A 17,875-nucleotide genomic window follows, 5' to 3' on the forward strand; every position below is an offset into this window, starting at 1 on the left:
CGTCCCCCGGTTTCCCCGTAGTTGTCATGGCGTGATTGTTAGTTGTCACGGCCTCATTGGCATGGCCCGTACAGCCTAGAGCCAGCCGTTGCGGCGGAAGCCGCGGTGGAGCGCGACGCAGGTGGTGACGATGACGCCGATCACCAGGCCGTACCCGTACTTCCAGTGCAGTTCGGGCATGTGGTCGAAGTTCATTCCGTACATACCGCAGACCATCGTCGGCACGGCGATCACGGCGGCCCAGGCGGTGATCTTTCGCATGTCCTCGTTCTGCGCGACCGTCACCTGCGCGAGGTGGGCCTGGAGGATGGAGTTCAGGAGCTCGTCGAAGGCGGCGATCTGCTCCGTGACCCGCTTGAGGTGGTCGTCGACGTCCCGGAAGTAGGCCTGTATCTCCGGGGCGATCGCCCGCATCGGCTGGGTGGAGAGGATCTGCAGAGGGCGGCCGAGCGGCACCACGGCCCGCTTCAGTTCGAGGAGTTCGCGCTTGAGCTGGTAGATCCGGCCGGGGTCGGCGCGCTCCCCCTCCTTGGAGAACACGTCCATCTCCACCTGGTCTATGTCCGCCTGTACCGCGTCCGTCACTTCGAGATAGTCGTCCACGACGTGGTCCGCCAGCGCGTGCAGGACCGCCGCGGGGCCCTGGGCGAGCTGCTCGGGCGCCGATTCGAGCTCCTCGCGCAGCGGGCCGAGCGAACCGTGGCGGCCGTGCCGCACGGTGATCACGAACTCCCTGCCGACGAAGACCATGATCTCGCCGGTGTCCACCACCTCGCTGGTCGCGGTGAGTTCGGCATGCTCCACGTAACAAACGGTCTTGAACACCGCGAACAGCGTGTCGTCGTACCGCTCCACCTTCGGTCGCTGGTGGGCGTGGACCGCGTCCTCCACGGCGAGCGGGTGCAGGTCGAAGAGCTCGGCGATGCCCGCGAACTCCTCTTCCGTCGGCTCGTGCAGGCCGAGCCACACGAATCCGTCACCGCTCCTGCGGACGCGCTCGACCTCCTCGACGAGGTCGTGGCCGCCGTCCTGGCGCACGCCCTTCCGGTACGTCACGCAGTTCACCACCGCCGAGCCCAGGGGGGAGCGGGCGGGGTGGCTCAGGTCGACGCGGCTGTGCTTGCGCACGAACTGGGCGACCCGCGCGACTTTCCGCAGGCCGCCTACCTTGCGGAGGTTTCCTACCTTTCGCAGGTTGCCTGCCATCGACATGCGTGGCTCCTCGTTCTGGTGACTTGACGTGCCAGTGTGCCAGGGAGCTGCGACGCAGCGCCCGGAGCCTGGGGGAACGGAAGACTCCGCTCCGGGTGTTCGGAGCTGCCTCCCCGGGGCAAGCCAGACAATCGCGATAATTGCCTCATGACGCTCATCGACGGCTATCTGACCGGTAATCGGAAACGGCACGCCGAGGGGGCGGGTGCGGGGCAGCGCTCCGACGCCTTCTCCGCGCTCTTCGACCCCACGACCTTCCGGCACATCGAGCGGCTCGGCATCGGGCCGGGGTGGCGCTGCTGGGAGGTCGGCGCGGGCGGCACCTCCGTCGTCTCCTGGCTCGCCAAGCGCGTCGGCCCGACCGGGCGGGTCCTCGCCACCGACGCGGACATCTCCTGGCACACGTCGGCCGCCCGACCGCCGGTCGAGGTGCGGATCCACGACGTGGGGGCGGAGGCGGCGCCGCCCGGCGGGGGCTTCGACCTCGTCCACGCGCGGCTCGTCCTCGCCCGCGTTCCGGACCGGGAGCGGGCCCTGCGCTCGATGATCCGGGCCCTGCGGCCGGGCGGCCGCCTGCTGGTCGAGGAGGTGGACCCCGCCCTGCAGCCCCTGTCCTGCCCGGACGAACACGGGCCGGCCCAGCAGTTGGCGAACCGCATCCGGCACGCCCTGCTCACCCAGCGCGGCACCGACCTCGCGTACGGCCGCGGGCTGCCCCGCCTGCTCCGTGCGGCGGGCCTGTGCCAGGTGGAGGCCGACGCGTACTTTCCCCTGACCTCGCCCGCCTGCGCGGCGCTGGAGACGGCCACGATCCAGCAGTCCCGCGCGGCCCTGACGGCCGCGGGGCTCGCCACGGAGGCGGACATCGCCGACCATCTGACGAACATCACCGCGGAGCCGCTGGACCTGGCCACACCCCCACTGATCTCAGCCTGGGGCCGCAAACCGTAACCCTCCCCGCCCTACCCTGCGGCACTCCACCCGCCTCCCACCCGCCGGTACCCCGACGCCCGGACGCGCCGCGCACCTGCCAGTCAGCCCCGCGGCGGGCTCCCGGGCGGGGCCCCGGCCAGGGGTACCGCACCCTGGGCCGGTCGACCGCCCACCCACCCGTCATCCCTGTGGTGCCGACTGGCCGGGAGGGGCGGGCCGGGGCCGCGCCCCCCGCCGGGAGCGCCGCGGCCTGAAGCCGGTCTACCGCATCCCAGTTCGACCGCCGTGGCTCCTGCCTCGCCCCCTTCCGTTGCGGCTCCGCAGGGAGGGGCGGGGTGAGTGGGCCCACCGCCCCGAGCGCCACGCCCTTAAGACGATCTGCGGCTCGCCAGTTCGACCGTCGTGGGTCGCGGCTTGCACCCTTCCGTTGCGGCTCCGCCGCACACCTGCCCGCCAGCCAGGAGGGGCCCGCTGACCGGGAGGGGCGGGGCGAGTGGGCCCACCGCCCCGAGCGCCACGCCCTCGCCAGTTCGACCGTCGTGGCTCGCGGCTTGCACCCTTCCGTTGCGGCCCCGCCGCTCACCGCCCGTCAGCCCCGCGCTCCCCGAGCCGTCGGAAGAGGGCGGGGCGGGGGAGTGAGCGCCGGGTCAGAAGCGCCGCGTCCCTCATGCCGGTCTGCCGCCCACGCGTTCCACCGCCCTGGCTCCCGCCCTGCACCCCTCCGCCGCAGCCTCCCCGAGCCCCGCGCCCCCTAGGCGTGACGCGAGGAAAGCTCCCGTGAACGCGTCGCCCGCACCCGTCGAGTCCACCGCCGTGGTCGGCAGTGCCGGGATCGTGGCCGTTACCTCACCCTCCCGGGCGACCAGCGCCCCCTCGGCGCCCCGCTTGACCACCACCGTGCGGAAGCGGCGGCTCAGCTTTGCCGCCGCTTCCTTCAGGTCGCCCGCAGGCTCCAGCAGCCTCAGCTCTCCCTCGCTCGGCAGCAACACGTCCACCCCGTCCACCGCCGCCAGGAACCGCTCCACCCCCAGCTCGGCGAGGAAGCCCGTTGACGCCGGGTCCACGCTGACCGGCACTCCACGCGCGCGTGCCGCCGCCAAAGCGGTCTCGGCCGCCTCTCTGCTCGGCCCGGCGAAGAACAGGTACCCCGACAGGTGCAGCCACCCCACGCCGTCAAGCAGCCCCGGCGACCAGTCGGCGGCCGACAGACGCAGCGAAGCGCCGCTGTCCGTGAGGAACGTCCGCTCCGCCCCGGCACCCTCGTCGACCAGGCAGATCACCGTCCCCGTGGCCGCCTCGGGGTCGACCACGAGGCGCGGGCGCACCCCCGCGCGCGTGAGCGCCTCCTCGTGCCATGCCGCCGAGTCCGCTCCGGCTCGCCCCAGGAACCACACGTCGCCGCAGCCCCAAGAAGCCGCCCAGCACGCCACGTTGGCGCCCGCGCCACCCGGCACCGTACGGATCGCCGCCGCCGTGTCCGTGCCGGGAAGCGGCGGCGTGCGGTGCCGGGCGACGACATCGGTGATGACATCCCCGACCACCAACAGAGCCCCGCCCCGCCCCGGGCTCACCGCCCCGTCCAAGCCGTCGCAATCCGCCCCGCGAGACGCACATTGCCCCGCACCGCCGCGAGATTGGCGCTCAGCGAGGCACCCTCCGTGCGCCGCACCAGCTGGTCCAGGAGGAAGGGCGTGACCGCCTGCCCGACGATGCCCCGCTCGGCGCACGCCTCCAACGCTTCGGCCAGCACGCGCGCGTGGAGCGCGGGATCGAGCTGCTCAGCCTCCGGCACAGGGTTCGCCACAAGGAGCGCGGACTCCGGACCGCCGACCGCGTCCTGGGCCCGCATCACCGCCGCGACCTCCGCCGGAGTCCGCAGAGTCCAGTCCACCGGGTGACCGGAGTCGGTGAGATAGAAGCCGGGGAAACGATCCGTCCCGTATCCGGCCACCGCCACACCCAGCGTCTCCAGGCGCTGCAGCGTCGCCGCCACGTCCAGGATCGACTTCACCCCCGCGCACACCACCGTGATACGCGTCCGGGCGAGCAGCCCCAGGTCGGCGGACTCGTCCTGGGTCACGGCCCACTCCCGGTGCACCCCGCCGAGCCCACCCGTGGCGAACACCCGTACGCCCGCCCGTGCCGCGAGCAGCGCCGTCGCGGACACCGTCGTCGCCCCGCTCGCACCCGCCGCGACCGCGAGGGCCAGGTCACGGTGGCCCAGCTTGCGGACCCCGTCCTCGTTCGCGATCCGCTCCAACTGCTGCTTGTCCAGGCCGACATGAGGGCGCCCGTCCAGGACGGCGATCGTCGCGGGAACGGCGCCCTCTTCGCGTACGACCTCTTCGAGCTCACGCGCGACCTGGAGATTGCGCGGGCGTGGCAGCCCGTGCGCGATGATCGTGGACTCCAGGGCGACCACGGGCCGCCGGTCCGCCACAGCCGCCTGTACCTCGTCGGACACCACCAACACGGGCCTGCCTCCTGCCTGTCGGGTCTCCTCTCATCCCTGGCGACCGGCGCGCCGCGCCAAACCCTTGCGGCGCCGGGGGCTGGGCCTCGAACCCCTGCGCGTCGCCGATTTCACGGCGGGCAAGGTCGCGTTCCCTCTACAAGGTCGCGTTCCCCCTACGGAGAGGAGTGGACGGGCGCGGGGGAGGAGGGGGTGACCCCCGCCGGAGCGCCGCGGCGAGCCCAGCTAAGGTGACCGGCCATGACCACGAATGATCAAGCCGTTGCGTCCTTTGCCGTGCACATTCCGGATGCCGACCTGGAGGCCGAGCCCCTCGACCCCGAGCAGATCGTGTCCGGCACCCCGGAGGTCACCGGCAAGGTCCTGTGGGAGTCGGCCGACGGCAAGCAGCTGCGCGGCATCTGGCAGATCACGCCGGGAGTGGTCACCGACACCGAGGCGAACGAACTCTTCGTCGTCGTCAGCGGGCGCGCCACCATCGAGGTCGAGGGCGGCGACGTGCTCGAGATCGGCCCCGGCGACGCGGCCGTCCTGCGCGAGGGCGACCGTACGACGTGGACCGTGCACGAGACGCTGCGCAAGGCCTACCACATCACGCTGCCCTGACCCCTTGTCGCCGGTCAGGCCTTCTTGACCGCCCTGCGGAGCGCGAGGGCCGCCATGGGCAGCAGGACGCAGACCCCGATGAGGTTGAGCCAGCCGTAGCTCGCCCGCGCGACGATCAGGCCGGCCGCCGCGCCGCCGACGCCCGCCGCCGTGTTCATGGTCAGGTCCGAGAGACCCTGCACGGCGGCGCGCGCGGGCTGCGGGACCGAGTCGGTGAGCAGCGCGGAGCCCGACACCAGGCCCGCGGACCAGCCGAGGCCGAGCACGAAGAGACCGGTGGCGGTCTGGCCGTGGCTCGGCCCCGCCGTACCGGCGAGGAGCGCGGCACAGCAGAGCAGCCCGACCGCGAGTCCGATCACGGAGAGCCGCCCGAACCGGTCGGAGAGCCAGCCCATCACCGGCGACAGCGCGTACATGCCCGCGATGTGGCCGCTGATGACCAGGCCGACCAACTGCAGGCTCGCCCCGTGGTGCCCCAGGTCGACCGGGGTCATGACCATGATCGAGACCATCACGGTGTGCGACGCGGCCACCGTCACCAGGGCGAGCCTGGCCATCGGCGACGCGGCCACCGCGGCGACACCGGCCCGCAGGGAGCGGCTCTGCGCGGAGTGGTCCTCCTGCGGGGCGAGCGCGCGGGCGGTGAGCAGCGGGTCCGGACGCAGCAGCACCGCCACCACGAGGCCGGCGACGGCGAAGATCCCGGCGGCGAAGAGGAAGGGGCCCGCCGCCTCGGGGATGGAGGTGCCGGCGAAGGCGCGGCTCGTGGGAGCGGCGATGTTCGGGCCGAGGACCGAGCCGATGGTGGTGGCCCAGATGACGAGGGAGATGGCGCGGCCGCGCCGGTCGGGCTCGGCGAGGTCGGCCGCCGCGAAGCGGGCCTGCAGGTTGGCCGACGAACCCGCCCCGAAGCCGGCCATGCCGAGCAGCAGCAGAGGGAAGCTCTCGACGACCGCGGCAAGGACCACGAGTCCCGCTCCCAGCGCGCCGATCAGATACGCGAGGACGAGGCCGGGCCGCCGTCCGCGCGACGTCATCAGGGCGGCGAGCGGCAGCGAGAGCAGTGCCGTGCCGGCCACGGACGCGGTGGGCGCGAGGCCGGACAGCGCCTCCGTCCCGCTCACCTCGGTCGCCAGCATCGGCGCGAGGGCGATGCCGATCGGGACCCCGAGCCCGCCCAGTATCTGACTGGTGACCAGCACCGCGGTGGTCCGGCGGCGCAGCGCGGGCAGCGCTTCCGGCGCGGGTATGTCAGGAGCGTCGAGGGTCGAAGTCACTGACGCAGTGTGCCAGCACGTTCGAACGCGGGAAACAGGGATTTCACGGCTCGCCCCGCACAAGCGCGGGAACCTCAGAACAGCGGCTGTGGCAGTACCCCCTCCAGGGCGAGCAGCAGGCGCTTGGTCTCGACGCCGCCGCCGAAACCGCCGATGCCGCCGTCGCTCTCGACCACCCGGTGACACGGCACCACGACCGGCAGCGGGTTGGCGCCCATCGCCATGCCGACCGCCTGGGCCGCGCCGGGCTGGCCCACGCGGTGGGCGAGGTCTCCGTACCCCACGACGGCGCCGTACGGAACGGTGGTCAGCTCGCGCAGGACCTGGCGGTTGAAGCCGGAGATCAGCGACCAGTCGAGCGGCAGCTCGAAGTCGTGCCGCTCGCCCGCGAAGTACGCCGAGAGCTGGCGTATGGGCTCGGCGAGGAGCGGGGACCCGGGGGCCTCGACCGGCTCGGCCCCCAGCCGGGAGCCGAGCCGCTCGACCGCCTTGTCGCGTATCTCGTCCGTGGCGTGGAAGACGACGCTGACCAGGCCTTCGTCGGTCGCGGCGAGCAGCAGCGGGCCGATGTCGCTGGCGACGACGGCCCACACCACCTGCCGCGACCCGTCCTGACCCGGCCGGTCCTGCCCGTGCTGCCCGTTGGCGTTCATGTGGACCACCGTACGACCGGGCACTGACAACGCCGTCCGCGTCGGAGCGGCGTCAGCCGGAGACGGCCTTGCGCACGACGTCGGGCGTGTTCGTGATGATGCCGTCCACCCCGAACCCGGCGACCCGCTTGGCGGCGGCCGCGTCGTTCACGGTCCACGTGAAGATCTCCAGGCGCTTGCGGTGCGGCCCCTTGAGCGAGTGGATCGCGGAGACGTACTCACGGGAGATGGAGCCGTGCGTCGAGTTGATCTGGTCGGAGAACTTCGCGTACTCGGGCAGATCGGCGACCGCGGGCGTGCCGAGGAAGCCGGTCTTGATGTCGGGCCGCAGCTTGTGGACCGTCTTGACGCTGTCCGCGCTGAAGCTCTGGATGACCAGCTTGTTCCTGACGTGGTGCTTGCCCAGCCAGCCCGTCTTGCGCAGGACGTTGAGGCCCTGCTTCTCGATGCCCGGGTACAGCTCGGGCTTCTTGAACTCGAAGACCAGACTCTGATGGTTGCGCGAGACGCGGTTCATGTACTGCTTCAGCGTCGGTACCCGCTGGCCCTTGTACTTCGGGCTGAACCAGCTGCCCGCGTCCAGCCGGGCGATCTCCGCGGCGGTGAAGTCCACGACCTTCCACGGCGCACGGTCGGGGAAGAGCTCCTCGACGTTCGTCGTCCGCTTCAGGGTGTCGTCGTGCATGATCACGAGCTCGCCGTCCTTGGTGCGCTGGACGTCGTTCTCGACCCACCGGAACCCCATGTCAGCCGCCTTGTCGATGGCTGCGAAAGTGTTCTCGGGCGCGTAGGCGGAAGCGCCCCGGTGCGCGACGACCAGCGGGGTGTCGTGCAGGGCGGACGTCTGTGCGGACGCCCGCGTGGACGGCTGTGCCGGATTCCGGTCGGCGGCGTGAGCGGAGGCGGAAGGGAGAGCCAGTGCACCGGCTCCAAGAAGAGCGGCAGTGGTGGCAGCGGCAACGCGTGCGTACAACGGTGACTCCTCGCGATGTTCGGGCACGGACCGGATGAGAGTGACAGTCCACGGCCAACGCGAGACAGGTGCAGGATGGCCACAGGTTGAACGGAGACAGCCGGGACTCTTTCCCGGAAAATCATTCGCAAGTTCCGGAGTGAGCTTTACTCTCTGCGTCAGCCCATGGCCTGTCAGTACGGGGTCGGCTGGGGCCACTTGGGGGCAATCCCGGGCATTCGGTTACAACGGGCGGAAGGGCTACCGCGCATGCAGGGCACGGTCGACGGATTCAGCTATGGACTTGTCACGCCGGTGGCGGCGTACCTCATGGCCTGTCTCGGCGGAGCGCTCGGCCTTCGCTGCACCACCAGGTCGCTCCTTGTCGCGCACTCCTGGCGGCCCGGCTGGCTCGCGCTCGGGTCGGCGGCGATCGGTTCCGGCATCTGGACCATGCACTTCATCGCGATGATGGGCTTCACCGTCGATCACGCCCCGATCCACTACGACAAGGCGCTGACCTTCGCGAGTCTCGCCGTGGCCATCGTCATGGTCGGCATCGGGATCTTCATCGTGGGATATCGCGGCGCGACCGGGACGGCCCTGTTCACCGGCGGGACGATCACCGGTCTGGGCGTCGCCTCGATGCACTATCTGGGAATGGCCGGTATGCGTCTGCGCGGGACGCTGGAGTACAACACCCTCACCGTCTCCGCGTCCGTCGTGATCGCCGTGGTGGCCGCCTCCGCGGCCCTCTGGGCGGCCGCGCAGGTCAGGGGTTTCCTCTGGAGCCTGGGCGCGAGCCTCGTCATGGGTCTCGCAGTCAGCGGCATGCACTACACCGGGATGGCCGCCCTCAAGGTCCATCTGCACGGCTCGTCCGCGGCGCCCACCGGGGGAGACTCGCCCGCCGAGCTGCTCGCGCCCATGATGATCGGGCCGCTCGCCTTCCTGCTCCTCGCGGGAGTGATCGTGATGTTCGACCCGCTGATGGTGATGGGGAAGGCCGAGCTCCAGGCCGCCGCGCAGGGGCAGCACGCCCCCTACCCCGTCCCCCGCTCGGGCGACCGCCACGCCCCGCGGGCGGGCCGCAGGCCCCCGCAGCGACCCGGCCCGAGAACCCCGCAGAGCCGGTGATCCGACCCCGTTGTCAGTGGGGGGTCGTACGGTTGGTTCCATGCGGCCCGTATCCAAGATCGAACGCACGGTGGCACCTTTCGAGGTCGTCAGCAACTACCAGCCAAGCGGCGACCAGCCGGCGGCCATCGCCGACCTGGAGCGGCGCGTCAACGCAGGTGAGAAGGACGTCGTCCTGCTCGGCGCGACCGGCACCGGCAAGTCGGCCACCACCGCGTGGATGATCGAGAAGCTCCAGCGCCCCACCCTCGTGATGGCGCCGAACAAGACGCTGGCCGCCCAGCTGGCCAACGAGTTCCGGGAGCTCCTGCCGAACAACGCCGTCGAGTACTTCGTCTCGTACTACGACTACTACCAGCCCGAGGCGTACGTCCCGCAGTCGGACACGTACATCGAGAAGGACTCCTCGATCAACGAGGAAGTCGAGCGCCTGCGCCACTCCGCGACGAACTCGCTGCTCACCCGGCGTGACGTGATCGTGGTCGCCTCCGTCTCCTGCATCTACGGCCTCGGCACCCCGCAGGAGTACGTCGACCGGATGGTGTCGCTCAAGGTCGGCGACGAGATCGACCGCGACCAGCTCCTGCGCCGCTTCGTCGACATCCAGTACTCACGGAACGACCTGGCCTTCGCCCGCGGCACCTTCCGGGTGCGCGGCGACACCATCGAGATCTTCCCGGTCTATGAAGAGCTGGCCGTGCGCATCGAGATGTTCGGCGACGAGATCGAGGCGCTCTCCACGCTGCACCCGCTCACCGGCGAGGTCATCAGCGACGACGACCATCTGTACGTCTTCCCGGCCTCGCACTACGTGGCAGGTCCGGAGCGCCTGGAGAAGGCCGTCACCAACATCGAGAAGGAGCTCGCCGAGCGCCTCACCGAGCTGGAGAAGCAGGGCAAGATGCTGGAGGCCCAGCGCCTTCGCATGCGCACGACGTACGACCTGGAGATGCTCCGCCAGATCGGCTCCTGCTCCGGCGTCGAGAACTACTCGATGCACTTCGATGACCGTGAGCCCGGCTCCGCGCCGAACACCCTCATCGACTACTTCCCCGAGGACTTCCTCCTCGTCATCGACGAGTCGCACGTCACGGTCCCGCAGATCGGCGCGATGTACGAAGGGGACGCGTCCCGCAAGCGCACCCTGGTGGACCACGGCTTCCGGCTGCCGTCCGCGCTGGACAACCGCCCGCTGAAGTGGGAGGAGTTCCTCGGCCGCATCGGCCAGACCGTCTACCTCTCCGCGACCCCGGGGAAGTACGAGCTCTCGCGCGGCGACGGCTTCGTCGAGCAGATCATCCGCCCCACCGGCCTCATCGACCCGGAAGTCGTGGTCAAGCCCACCGAGGGGCAGATCGACGACCTGGTGCACGAGATCCGCACGCGCACCGAGAAGGACGAGCGCGTCCTGGTCACCACGCTCACCAAGAAGATGGCCGAGGACCTCACCGACTACTTCCTCGAGCTGGGCATCCAGGTCCGCTATCTGCACAGCGACGTCGACACCCTGCGCCGCGTCGAGCTCCTGCGCGAGCTGCGCGCCGGTGAGTACGACGTCCTGGTCGGCATCAACCTCCTGCGGGAGGGACTCGACCTGCCCGAGGTCTCCCTGGTCTCCATCCTCGACGCGGACAAGCAGGGCTTCCTGCGCTCCGGCACCTCCCTGATCCAGACCATCGGCCGCGCGGCGCGAAACGTCTCCGGGCAGGTCCATATGTACGCGGACAAGGTCACCCCCGCGATGGAGCAGGCCATCGACGAGACCAACCGCCGCCGCGAAAAGCAGATCGCGTACAACAAGGAGAAGGGGATCGACCCCCAGCCGCTGCGCAAGAAGATCAACGACATCGTGTCGGCGATCGCGCGCGAGGAGGTCGACACGGAGCAGCTCCTCGGCACCGACTACCGCAAGGGGAAGGGCGCCGACGCGGGAACAGCCGCCAAGGCTCCGGTGCCCGCGCTCGGCGGGAAGGCCGACAAGGCGGCCAAGGGCAAGGCCGCCGGGAAGGTGCCCACCGACCGTCCCGCGGCCGAACTGGCGGAACAGATCGAGGAGATGACGGCCAGGATGCGCGCGGCAGCCGCGGACCTCCAGTTCGAGATCGCCGCACGGCTGCGTGACGAGGTGTCAGAGATGAAGAAGGAGCTCAGGCAGATGAGGGAGGCGGGGCAGGCGTAGGCGTACTGCCTGGTGTGTTGCAAGACCGACACAAAGTGCTGCCCGCGGTGCGGCACTGTCAGTGCCTCTGCATAGGGTGCTGGGCAACCGCACAGACCGGCGGTTGCCCAGGCAGTTCGAGAGGGGACAGCGCGTGACGGTCAACATGACCAAGGGTCAGGCCATCAACCTGCAGAAGGACGACGGGGGCGCCCTGACCGCGGTGCGCATGGGACTCGGCTGGCAAGCGGCCCCCAGGCGCGGCCTGTTCGGCACGCGCACGCGTGAGGTCGACCTGGACGCGTCGGCGGTCCTGTTCGCCGACAAGCAGCCGGTGGACGTGGTGTTCTTCCGTCACCTCGTCAGTGACGACGGCTCCGTGCGGCACACCGGTGACAACCTGGTCGGCGGTGTCGGCCAGGGCGGGGACGACGAGGCGATCCTCGTCGACCTGGCGCGCATCCCGGTCCACATCGACCAGATCGTCTTCACGGTGAACTCCTTCACGGGCCAGACGTTCCAGGAGGTGCAGAACGCGTTCTGCCGCCTGGTCGACGAGACCAACGGCCAGGAGCTCGCCCGGTACACACTCGACGGCGGCGGTCAGTACACCGCGCAGATCATGGCGAAGGTCCACCGCGCGGGCACGGGCTGGCAGATGACGGCCATCGGCAATCCCGCCAACGGCCGGACGTTCCAGGACCTGATGCCGTCGATCCTGCCGCACCTGTAAGCACACGGCACGCAACGCGGCACCAACAAGTTCAAAGGGCACGAGGGGGACGAAGGCGATGACGGCCGAGCTGGTCCGGGGGCAGAACCACCCGCTTCCCGAGACCCGTCTGGAGATCCGGGTCTCGATCGGCAAGCCGATCGTGGCGGGGGTCACGCTCAGCGACGAGCAGGGCAAGGTGCGCGGCACGGACTGGGTGGCCCACCCCGGCTCGCCCACACTGCCCGGGCTCGAAGTGCCCCGGCAGGCGGCCGCCGACCACCGCCTCGCGGTGGACCTCGGCGCCGTCCCGGAAGCGGTGCACCGGGTCAACGTCCTCCTCGCGCTGCCCGTCGGCGTCGGGGGACCGGTCAGCTTCGGCTCCCTCGCCGCCCCCTTCGTCGCCGTCACCGCGCTCGACGGCTCCGAGGTCGCCAGCTACACCATCACCGACCTGGACGCCGAGTCCGCCGTCGTCGCCCTGGAGCTCTACCGCAGGCAGGGCGCCTGGAAGGTGCGCGCCGTCGGCCAGGGGTACGCGGGCGGCCTCGCCGACATGCTCACCGACCAGGGCCTCCCGCAGGCCCACGAACTGGCGGGCTCCATCAACGAAGCGGTGGCGCAGGGCCTGGCCCGGTCGGTGGCCGCGCCGCCGCCCCGCTCCTCGGACGAGGCCCGCGTGCGGACGACGGGACAGACCGCCGCACCCGGCCCGGCAGCGCCCCCGGGCCCGAGCCCGGACAGCGCCGCGTCCCCGCAGCCGGCCCCGCCGCACCAGCCGGGCGACGCGAGCGCAGCTACGGGCGGCCCGGTCAACTACACCCACCCCGGCCGCCAGACCAGCGCACCGCCGACGCCCCCGCCGGCCGCGGCCCCGGCCGAACCGGGCAGGGCCGCCCAGCCCGTGGCGGGCGACGCGACCGGCTGGTCCATGGAGGAGCGCCTCTACAACCAGGTGTGGGGCATGTTCGAGGACCTGGCCCGCTCCACGGCCGCGTACCGCAGTGCCGTCGACTTCGCCGAGTCCCGCATGGACCAGGAGCTCGACAAGGTTCTCTCCGACCCGCGCAGCCGGATCGGCAACACCGGGAACATCGCGCGCGAGGCCGCCCGCACGAAGCACGGCCTCCTCGTCGACCGGGCTCGGGAAGCCCTCGACCGCGACCTGGGGCAGCTCGCCGCCGAGTCCGAGGTCGTCGAGCCCGCCCTGCCCATGGCGTTCGCCGGCTGGGACAGCCCGGTCTGGCACGCCTACCGCTCCCCGATGGAGATCCCCATGGCGCTGCGCCTCGGCGACCTCCATCTGCCCGAGCGCCCCGACCTGCGCATTCCGCTGCTTGTCCGGCTGCCCCTGGAGCGCGGCCTGTGGATCGACAGCGGCCGCTCGTCGGGCACGGACTCCCTGGCCGACACGGTCCAGCTGCGCCGCCTCGCCATGGACAGTGCGGTCGCGCACGCCGCGCGGCTGCTTGCGGTCTATCCCGCGGGCGAGTTCACGGTGCACGTCATCGACGCGGCGGGTTCCGCGGCCGGCGCGCTCTCCCCGCTGGTGGCGGCGGGCGTGCTCGACGCGGCCCCGGCCGCAGGCGCCGCGGGCGTCTCCGCCGTGCTCGCCAAGCTCACCCAGCGCGTGGACCTCGTACAGATGGCCATCCGCGCGGGTGCCGCCGACGCGCTGCCGCCGGACCTGGACACCGCCGAGCAGCTCCTGATCGTCAACGACTTCCCGCACGGCTTCGACGACCGCGCGGTGACGCAGCTGCGCTATCTCGCGGACGAGGGCCCGGCGGTGGGCGTGCACCTGATGATGGTCGCCGACCGCGAGGACGCCGCGGAGTACGGCCCGCTGCTCGACCCTCTCTGGCGGGCCCTCATGCGCCTGACCCCGGTCGCCGACGACCACCTCGCCGACCCCTGGGTCGGTCACGCGTGGACGTACGAGCCGCCGATGGCGCCGCCCGGCAGCCGGGTGATCGAGCAGATCCTGAACCAGGTCGCGCACGCCAGGCGCACCGGTGGACGCTGACGGTAAAGCGACTTTTGGTCGGCCCTGACCTGGGGTTTTGGCTCCAGTTTGGATTCTCCTTTACCAACCCTTGGTGTTTCGCGTACTCTTCTTGCAGCGGAGGGGAGTACTCCCGAACGCGACGTGCCCGTCAATACGGATCGCCATCGATCCCGGGGCGTCGGCCCGCGGGGCGGTGAGCCGCCTCGGGTGGAAGAGACCTCCGGCAGCGACGACGCTGATCAGTAGCCGTACGACGCCGGAGGCGCAGTGGACGTTTCAATGACCCTTTGGGTGCTGACCATTCTTGGTCTCATCGCCCTGATCGCGGTCGACTTCTTCATCGGCCGCAAGCCGCACGACGTATCGATCAAGGAAGCCGGAATCTGGACGGTCGTCTGGATCGTGCTGGCCGCGCTCTTCGGAGTGGGCCTGTTGATCTGGGGCGGCGGTCAGCCGGCCGGCGAGTTCTTCGCGGGCTTCATCACCGAGAAGTCACTGAGCGTCGACAACCTCTTCGTCTTCATCCTGATCATGGCGAAGTTCTCGGTGCCCACCCATCTCCAGCAGCGGGTGCTGCTGTTCGGTGTGCTGATCGCACTGGTCCTGCGAGCGATCTTCATCGCCGCCGGCGCCGCGGTCATCGCCAACTTCTCCTGGGTCTTCTACATCTTCGGCGCGTTCCTGATCTACACCGCCTGGAAGCTCATCCAGGAGGCGCGCGCCGATGACGACGAGGAGGAGTGGGAGGAGAACCGCCTCCTGAAGGCCGCCGAGAAGAGGTTCGGCGTCGCCGACCAGTACCACGGCACCAAGCTCTTCATCAAGAAGAACGGCAAGAAGATCATGACGCCGCTCATGATCGTCATGCTCGCCATCGGTACCACGGACATCCTCTTCGCGATGGACTCGATCCCCGCGATCTTCGGCCTCACCCAGGACCCGTACATCGTCTTCACGGCGAACGCCTTCGCCCTGATGGGTCTGCGCCAGCTGTACTTCCTCATCGGCGGCCTGCTCAAGAAGCTGGTCCACCTCAGCTACGGCCTCTCGGTCATCCTGGGCTTCATCGGCGTGAAGCTGGTCCTGCACGCCCTGCACGAGAACGGCGTGCACGTCCCCGAGATCTCCATCCCGGTCTCGCTCGGCGTCATCTGCGGTGTCCTGGTGATCACCACGATCACCAGCCTCATCGCCTCCAAGAAGCAGGCAGAGAAGGACGCGGCCGAGGGCAAGGACGCGGCCGACGAGTCCCCGAAGGACAGCATCGAGGCCTGACGGCGTCGCACGCAGGACTCAGCGACAGAGTCACCAGCAAAGGGAGTGGCCCGCGGCATCGCCGCGGGCCACTCCCTTTGCCGCGCAAGAGTGCGGACGTGGCGGGGGAGCACGGAACCGAAGTAGCGGGGCCCCGGCGCCCGGTGCAGCATCGGAGGCATGATCACTCGGCTCGGGGCATTCGCCACTCAGTGGACCGCGGCCGTACCGGTCCTCGCCGTCGTACTGCTCGCCTTCACCTGGGGTCGCGATCTGCCGGGCGTCATCGTGGCCGTGGTGACGCTCGTGCTCGCCGGTGCCGTGCTCGCCGCCGTGCACCACGCCGAGGTGATCGCGCACCGCGTCGGCGAACCCTTCGGCTCCCTCGTCCTCGCGGTCGCCGTGACGATCATCGAGGTCGCCCTGATCGTCACCCTCATGGCCGATGGCGGCGACAAGAGCGCGACACTGGCCCGCGACACCGTGTTCGCCGCCGTGATGATCACCTGCAACGGCATCATCGGCCTGTGCCTCCTGGTGGGCGCCCTGCGCCACCGTGTCGTCGTCTTCCAGTCCGAGGGCACCGGCGCCGCCCTCGCGACCGTCGCCACACTCGCCACGCTCAGCCTGGTCCTGCCGACGTTCACCACGAGCAAGCAGGGCCCGGAGTTCTCCACGGCGCAGCTCACCTTCGCCGCCCTCGCCTCGCTCGTCCTGTACGGCCTGTTCGTGACCACGCAGACCGTGCGCCACCGCGAGTACTTCCTGCCGATCACCCGCAAGGGCGAGGTGATCGACTCCGAGGACGACGCGGGGCCGACCACCCGTGCCGCCATGTTCAGCATCGGCCTGCTCGCCCTCGCCCTGATCGGCGTGGTCGGACTCGCCAAGGGCGTCTCGCCGACCATCGAGTCCGGAGTGGAGAGCGCCGGCATGCCGCACGCCGTGGTCGGCGTGATCATCGCCTTGCTCGTGCTGCTCCCGGAGACCATCGCGGCCGTGCGCGCCACCCGCCGCGACCGGGTGCAGACCAGCCTCAACCTCGCCCTCGGCTCCGCGATGGCCAGCATCGGCCTGACCATCCCGGCCGTCGCGGTCGCCTCCGTCTGGCTCTCCGGACCGCTGGTGCTCGGACTCGGCCCGACCCACATGGTGCTGCTCGCGCTCACCCTGATCGTCGGCACGCTCACGGTCGTGCCGGGACGCGCCACCCTGCTGCAGGGCGGCGTCCACCTGGTGCTGTTCGCGGCGTACCTGGAGCTCGCGGTCACGCCGTGACGGCCGTGGCAGGGGCATACGGAGGCGCGGAGTGGTCTCTCAGTACGCTGACGGCATGACGCGCACTCTTGCCAACGCCCCGATCATGATCCTGAACGGCCCCAACCTGAACCTGCTCGGTCAGCGCCAGCCCGAGATCTACGGATCGGACACCCTCGCCGACGTCGAGGCGCTGTGCGCCAAGGCCGCGGCGGCGCACGGCGGCACCGTGGACCTGCGGCAGAGCAACCACGAGGGGGAGTTGGTGGACTGGATCCACGAGGCGCGCGAGCACCACGCGGGCATCATCATCAATCCGGCCGCCTACTCGCACACGTCAGTGGCGATCCTGGACGCGCTCAACACCTGTGACGGAATGCCGGTGTTGGAGGTCCACATCTCCAACATCCATCAGCGCGAGGCGTTCCGGCACCACTCGTACGTCTCCCAGCGCGCCGACGGGGTCATCGCCGGGTGCGGCGTACAGGGGTACGTGTTCGCGGTGGAGCGGGTGGCGGCGCTGCTCGACGCGGCCTAGCCACGTCTGCGTGCGCGGCCTGGCCACGTCCACGTACGCGGTTCACCAGCCCCGTTGGCGCCACTCGGCCAGGTGCGGGCGCTCGGCGCCCAGCGTCGTGTCGCTGCCGTGGCCGGGGTAGACCCAGGTCTCGTCGGGCAGCGTGCCGAAGATCTTCGTCTCGACGTCGTGCAGCAGGCTCGCGAAGGCCTTCGGGTCCTGGTGCGTGTTGCCGATGCCGCCGGGGAAGAGGCAGTCGCCGGTGAAGACGTGCGGGTGGCCGTGCGGGTCGTCGTACACGAGGGCGATCGAGCCCGGCGTGTGGCCCACCAGGTGCCGCGCGGTGAGGGAGACGTGCCCGACACTCACTGTGTCGCCGTCCGCGAGCGGGATGTCCGTGGCCACGGGGATGCCGGCGACATCCTCGCGGCCCGCGTAGGTCCGGGCGCCGGTGGCCTCGACGACCGCGGCGAGTGCCTGCCAGTGGTCGCCGTGCTGATGGGTGGTGACGACGGAGGTGATGCCGTCGTCACCGACCAGCGTGAGCAGCGTCGCGGCGTCGTTCGCCGCGTCGATCAGGAGCTGTTCGTCCGTGGCCCGGCAGCGCAGCAGATAGGCGTTGTTGTCCATCGGGCCGACCGCGACCTTAGAGATCATCAGGTCCTGCAGCTCGTGCACGTCCGCACCGCCGCCGACCTTCACTGCTCCGCTGTACGTCATGTCTCT

General features: G+C 70.6%; 16 protein-coding genes. 9 read left to right on the forward strand and 7 right to left on the reverse strand.

The features are described 5' to 3' along the window. Positions 1-75: 75 nt before the first annotated feature. Positions 76-1,212 carry a magnesium/cobalt transporter CorA gene (gene corA, locus ACZ5U5_RS27555; protein ID WP_469026629.1) on the reverse strand — a complete coding sequence of 379 codons (1,137 nt, stop codon included), beginning with the start codon at positions 1,210-1,212 and terminating at the stop codon, positions 76-78. 147 nt (positions 1,213-1,359) lie between these two features. Here corA and ACZ5U5_RS27560 point away from each other — a divergent pair, with 147 nt between their 5' ends. Next, positions 1,360-2,163 (forward strand): class I SAM-dependent methyltransferase, encoded by an 804-nt coding sequence (locus tag ACZ5U5_RS27560; protein ID WP_469026631.1) that lies wholly within the window; start codon positions 1,360-1,362, stop codon positions 2,161-2,163. A gap of 647 nt (positions 2,164-2,810) precedes the next feature. Here ACZ5U5_RS27560 and ACZ5U5_RS27565 read toward each other — a convergent pair. Both ACZ5U5_RS27565 and ACZ5U5_RS27570 read right to left on the reverse strand, forming a co-directional pair. Then, on the reverse strand, positions 2,811-3,716 hold the full coding sequence (locus ACZ5U5_RS27565) for a carbohydrate kinase family protein (RefSeq protein ID WP_469026632.1): 906 nt from the start codon (positions 3,714-3,716) through the stop codon (positions 2,811-2,813). After that, on the reverse strand, positions 3,713-4,618 hold the full coding sequence (locus ACZ5U5_RS27570) for a pseudouridine-5'-phosphate glycosidase (protein ID WP_469026635.1): 906 nt from the start codon (positions 4,616-4,618) through the stop codon (positions 3,713-3,715). Before ACZ5U5_RS27570 ends, ACZ5U5_RS27565 begins: the two co-directional genes overlap by 4 nt. A gap of 240 nt (positions 4,619-4,858) precedes the next feature. On the opposite strand from ACZ5U5_RS27570, the gene ACZ5U5_RS27575 reads away from it, so the two are divergent. Then, a complete protein-coding gene (locus tag ACZ5U5_RS27575; protein ID WP_469026637.1) occupies positions 4,859-5,224 on the forward strand; it encodes a cupin domain-containing protein in 366 nt (121 codons plus the stop codon). Positions 5,225-5,238: 14 nt separating this feature from the next. Here ACZ5U5_RS27575 and ACZ5U5_RS27580 read toward each other — a convergent pair whose 3' ends face one another. The 3 genes from ACZ5U5_RS27580 to ACZ5U5_RS27590 all read right to left on the reverse strand — a co-directional run bounded on the left by ACZ5U5_RS27580 (position 5,239) and on the right by ACZ5U5_RS27590 (position 8,127). After that, the gene (locus ACZ5U5_RS27580) at positions 5,239-6,501 is read right to left on the reverse strand and encodes an MFS transporter (RefSeq protein WP_469026640.1); all 1,263 of its coding nucleotides are present in this window, start codon (positions 6,499-6,501) and stop codon (positions 5,239-5,241) included. A 74-nt stretch (positions 6,502-6,575) separates the two neighbouring features. Beyond that, a complete protein-coding gene (locus ACZ5U5_RS27585) occupies positions 6,576-7,154 on the reverse strand; it encodes a methylated-DNA--[protein]-cysteine S-methyltransferase (protein ID WP_469026642.1) in 579 nt (192 codons plus the stop codon). Positions 7,155-7,206: 52 nt separating this feature from the next. Next, positions 7,207-8,127 (reverse strand): glycerophosphodiester phosphodiesterase, encoded by a 921-nt coding sequence (locus ACZ5U5_RS27590; protein ID WP_469026645.1) that lies wholly within the window; start codon positions 8,125-8,127, stop codon positions 7,207-7,209. Positions 8,128-8,376: 249 nt separating this feature from the next. Between ACZ5U5_RS27590 and ACZ5U5_RS27595 the strand changes: the two genes are divergently transcribed. From ACZ5U5_RS27595 to aroQ, 7 genes are all read left to right on the forward strand, one after another. After that, the gene (locus tag ACZ5U5_RS27595) at positions 8,377-9,243 is read left to right on the forward strand and encodes an MHYT domain-containing protein (protein WP_469026648.1); all 867 of its coding nucleotides are present in this window, start codon (positions 8,377-8,379) and stop codon (positions 9,241-9,243) included. Positions 9,244-9,283: 40 nt separating this feature from the next. Next, positions 9,284-11,422, forward strand: coding sequence for an excinuclease ABC subunit UvrB (gene uvrB / locus ACZ5U5_RS27600; protein ID WP_469026651.1), 2,139 nt, complete (start codon positions 9,284-9,286; stop codon positions 11,420-11,422). 133 nt (positions 11,423-11,555) lie between these two features. Beyond that, complete coding sequence (locus tag ACZ5U5_RS27605; RefSeq protein WP_469026653.1) at positions 11,556-12,134, forward strand: TerD family protein; 579 nt, start codon at positions 11,556-11,558, stop codon at positions 12,132-12,134. A 58-nt stretch (positions 12,135-12,192) separates the two neighbouring features. Continuing rightward, positions 12,193-14,139 carry a TerD family protein gene (locus ACZ5U5_RS27610; protein WP_469026655.1) on the forward strand — a complete coding sequence of 649 codons (1,947 nt, stop codon included), beginning with the start codon at positions 12,193-12,195 and terminating at the stop codon, positions 14,137-14,139. Positions 14,140-14,388: 249 nt separating this feature from the next. Next, positions 14,389-15,396 carry a TerC family protein gene (locus tag ACZ5U5_RS27615; RefSeq protein ID WP_469026658.1) on the forward strand — a complete coding sequence of 336 codons (1,008 nt, stop codon included), beginning with the start codon at positions 14,389-14,391 and terminating at the stop codon, positions 15,394-15,396. A 159-nt stretch (positions 15,397-15,555) separates the two neighbouring features. Continuing rightward, a complete protein-coding gene (locus ACZ5U5_RS27620; RefSeq protein WP_469026661.1) occupies positions 15,556-16,653 on the forward strand; it encodes a calcium:cation antiporter in 1,098 nt (365 codons plus the stop codon). Positions 16,654-16,708: 55 nt separating this feature from the next. Next, the gene (aroQ, locus tag ACZ5U5_RS27625; RefSeq protein WP_469026663.1) at positions 16,709-17,170 is read left to right on the forward strand and encodes a type II 3-dehydroquinate dehydratase; all 462 of its coding nucleotides are present in this window, start codon (positions 16,709-16,711) and stop codon (positions 17,168-17,170) included. A gap of 42 nt (positions 17,171-17,212) precedes the next feature. On the opposite strand, the gene ACZ5U5_RS27630 is transcribed toward aroQ, so the two are convergent. Then, positions 17,213-17,869 (reverse strand): MBL fold metallo-hydrolase, encoded by a 657-nt coding sequence (locus ACZ5U5_RS27630; RefSeq protein WP_469026666.1) that lies wholly within the window; start codon positions 17,867-17,869, stop codon positions 17,213-17,215. Between the last annotated feature and the right edge of the window lie 6 nt (positions 17,870-17,875).

The sequence above is a fragment of the Streptomyces sp. NPDC033177 genome, from assembly GCF_055577715.1.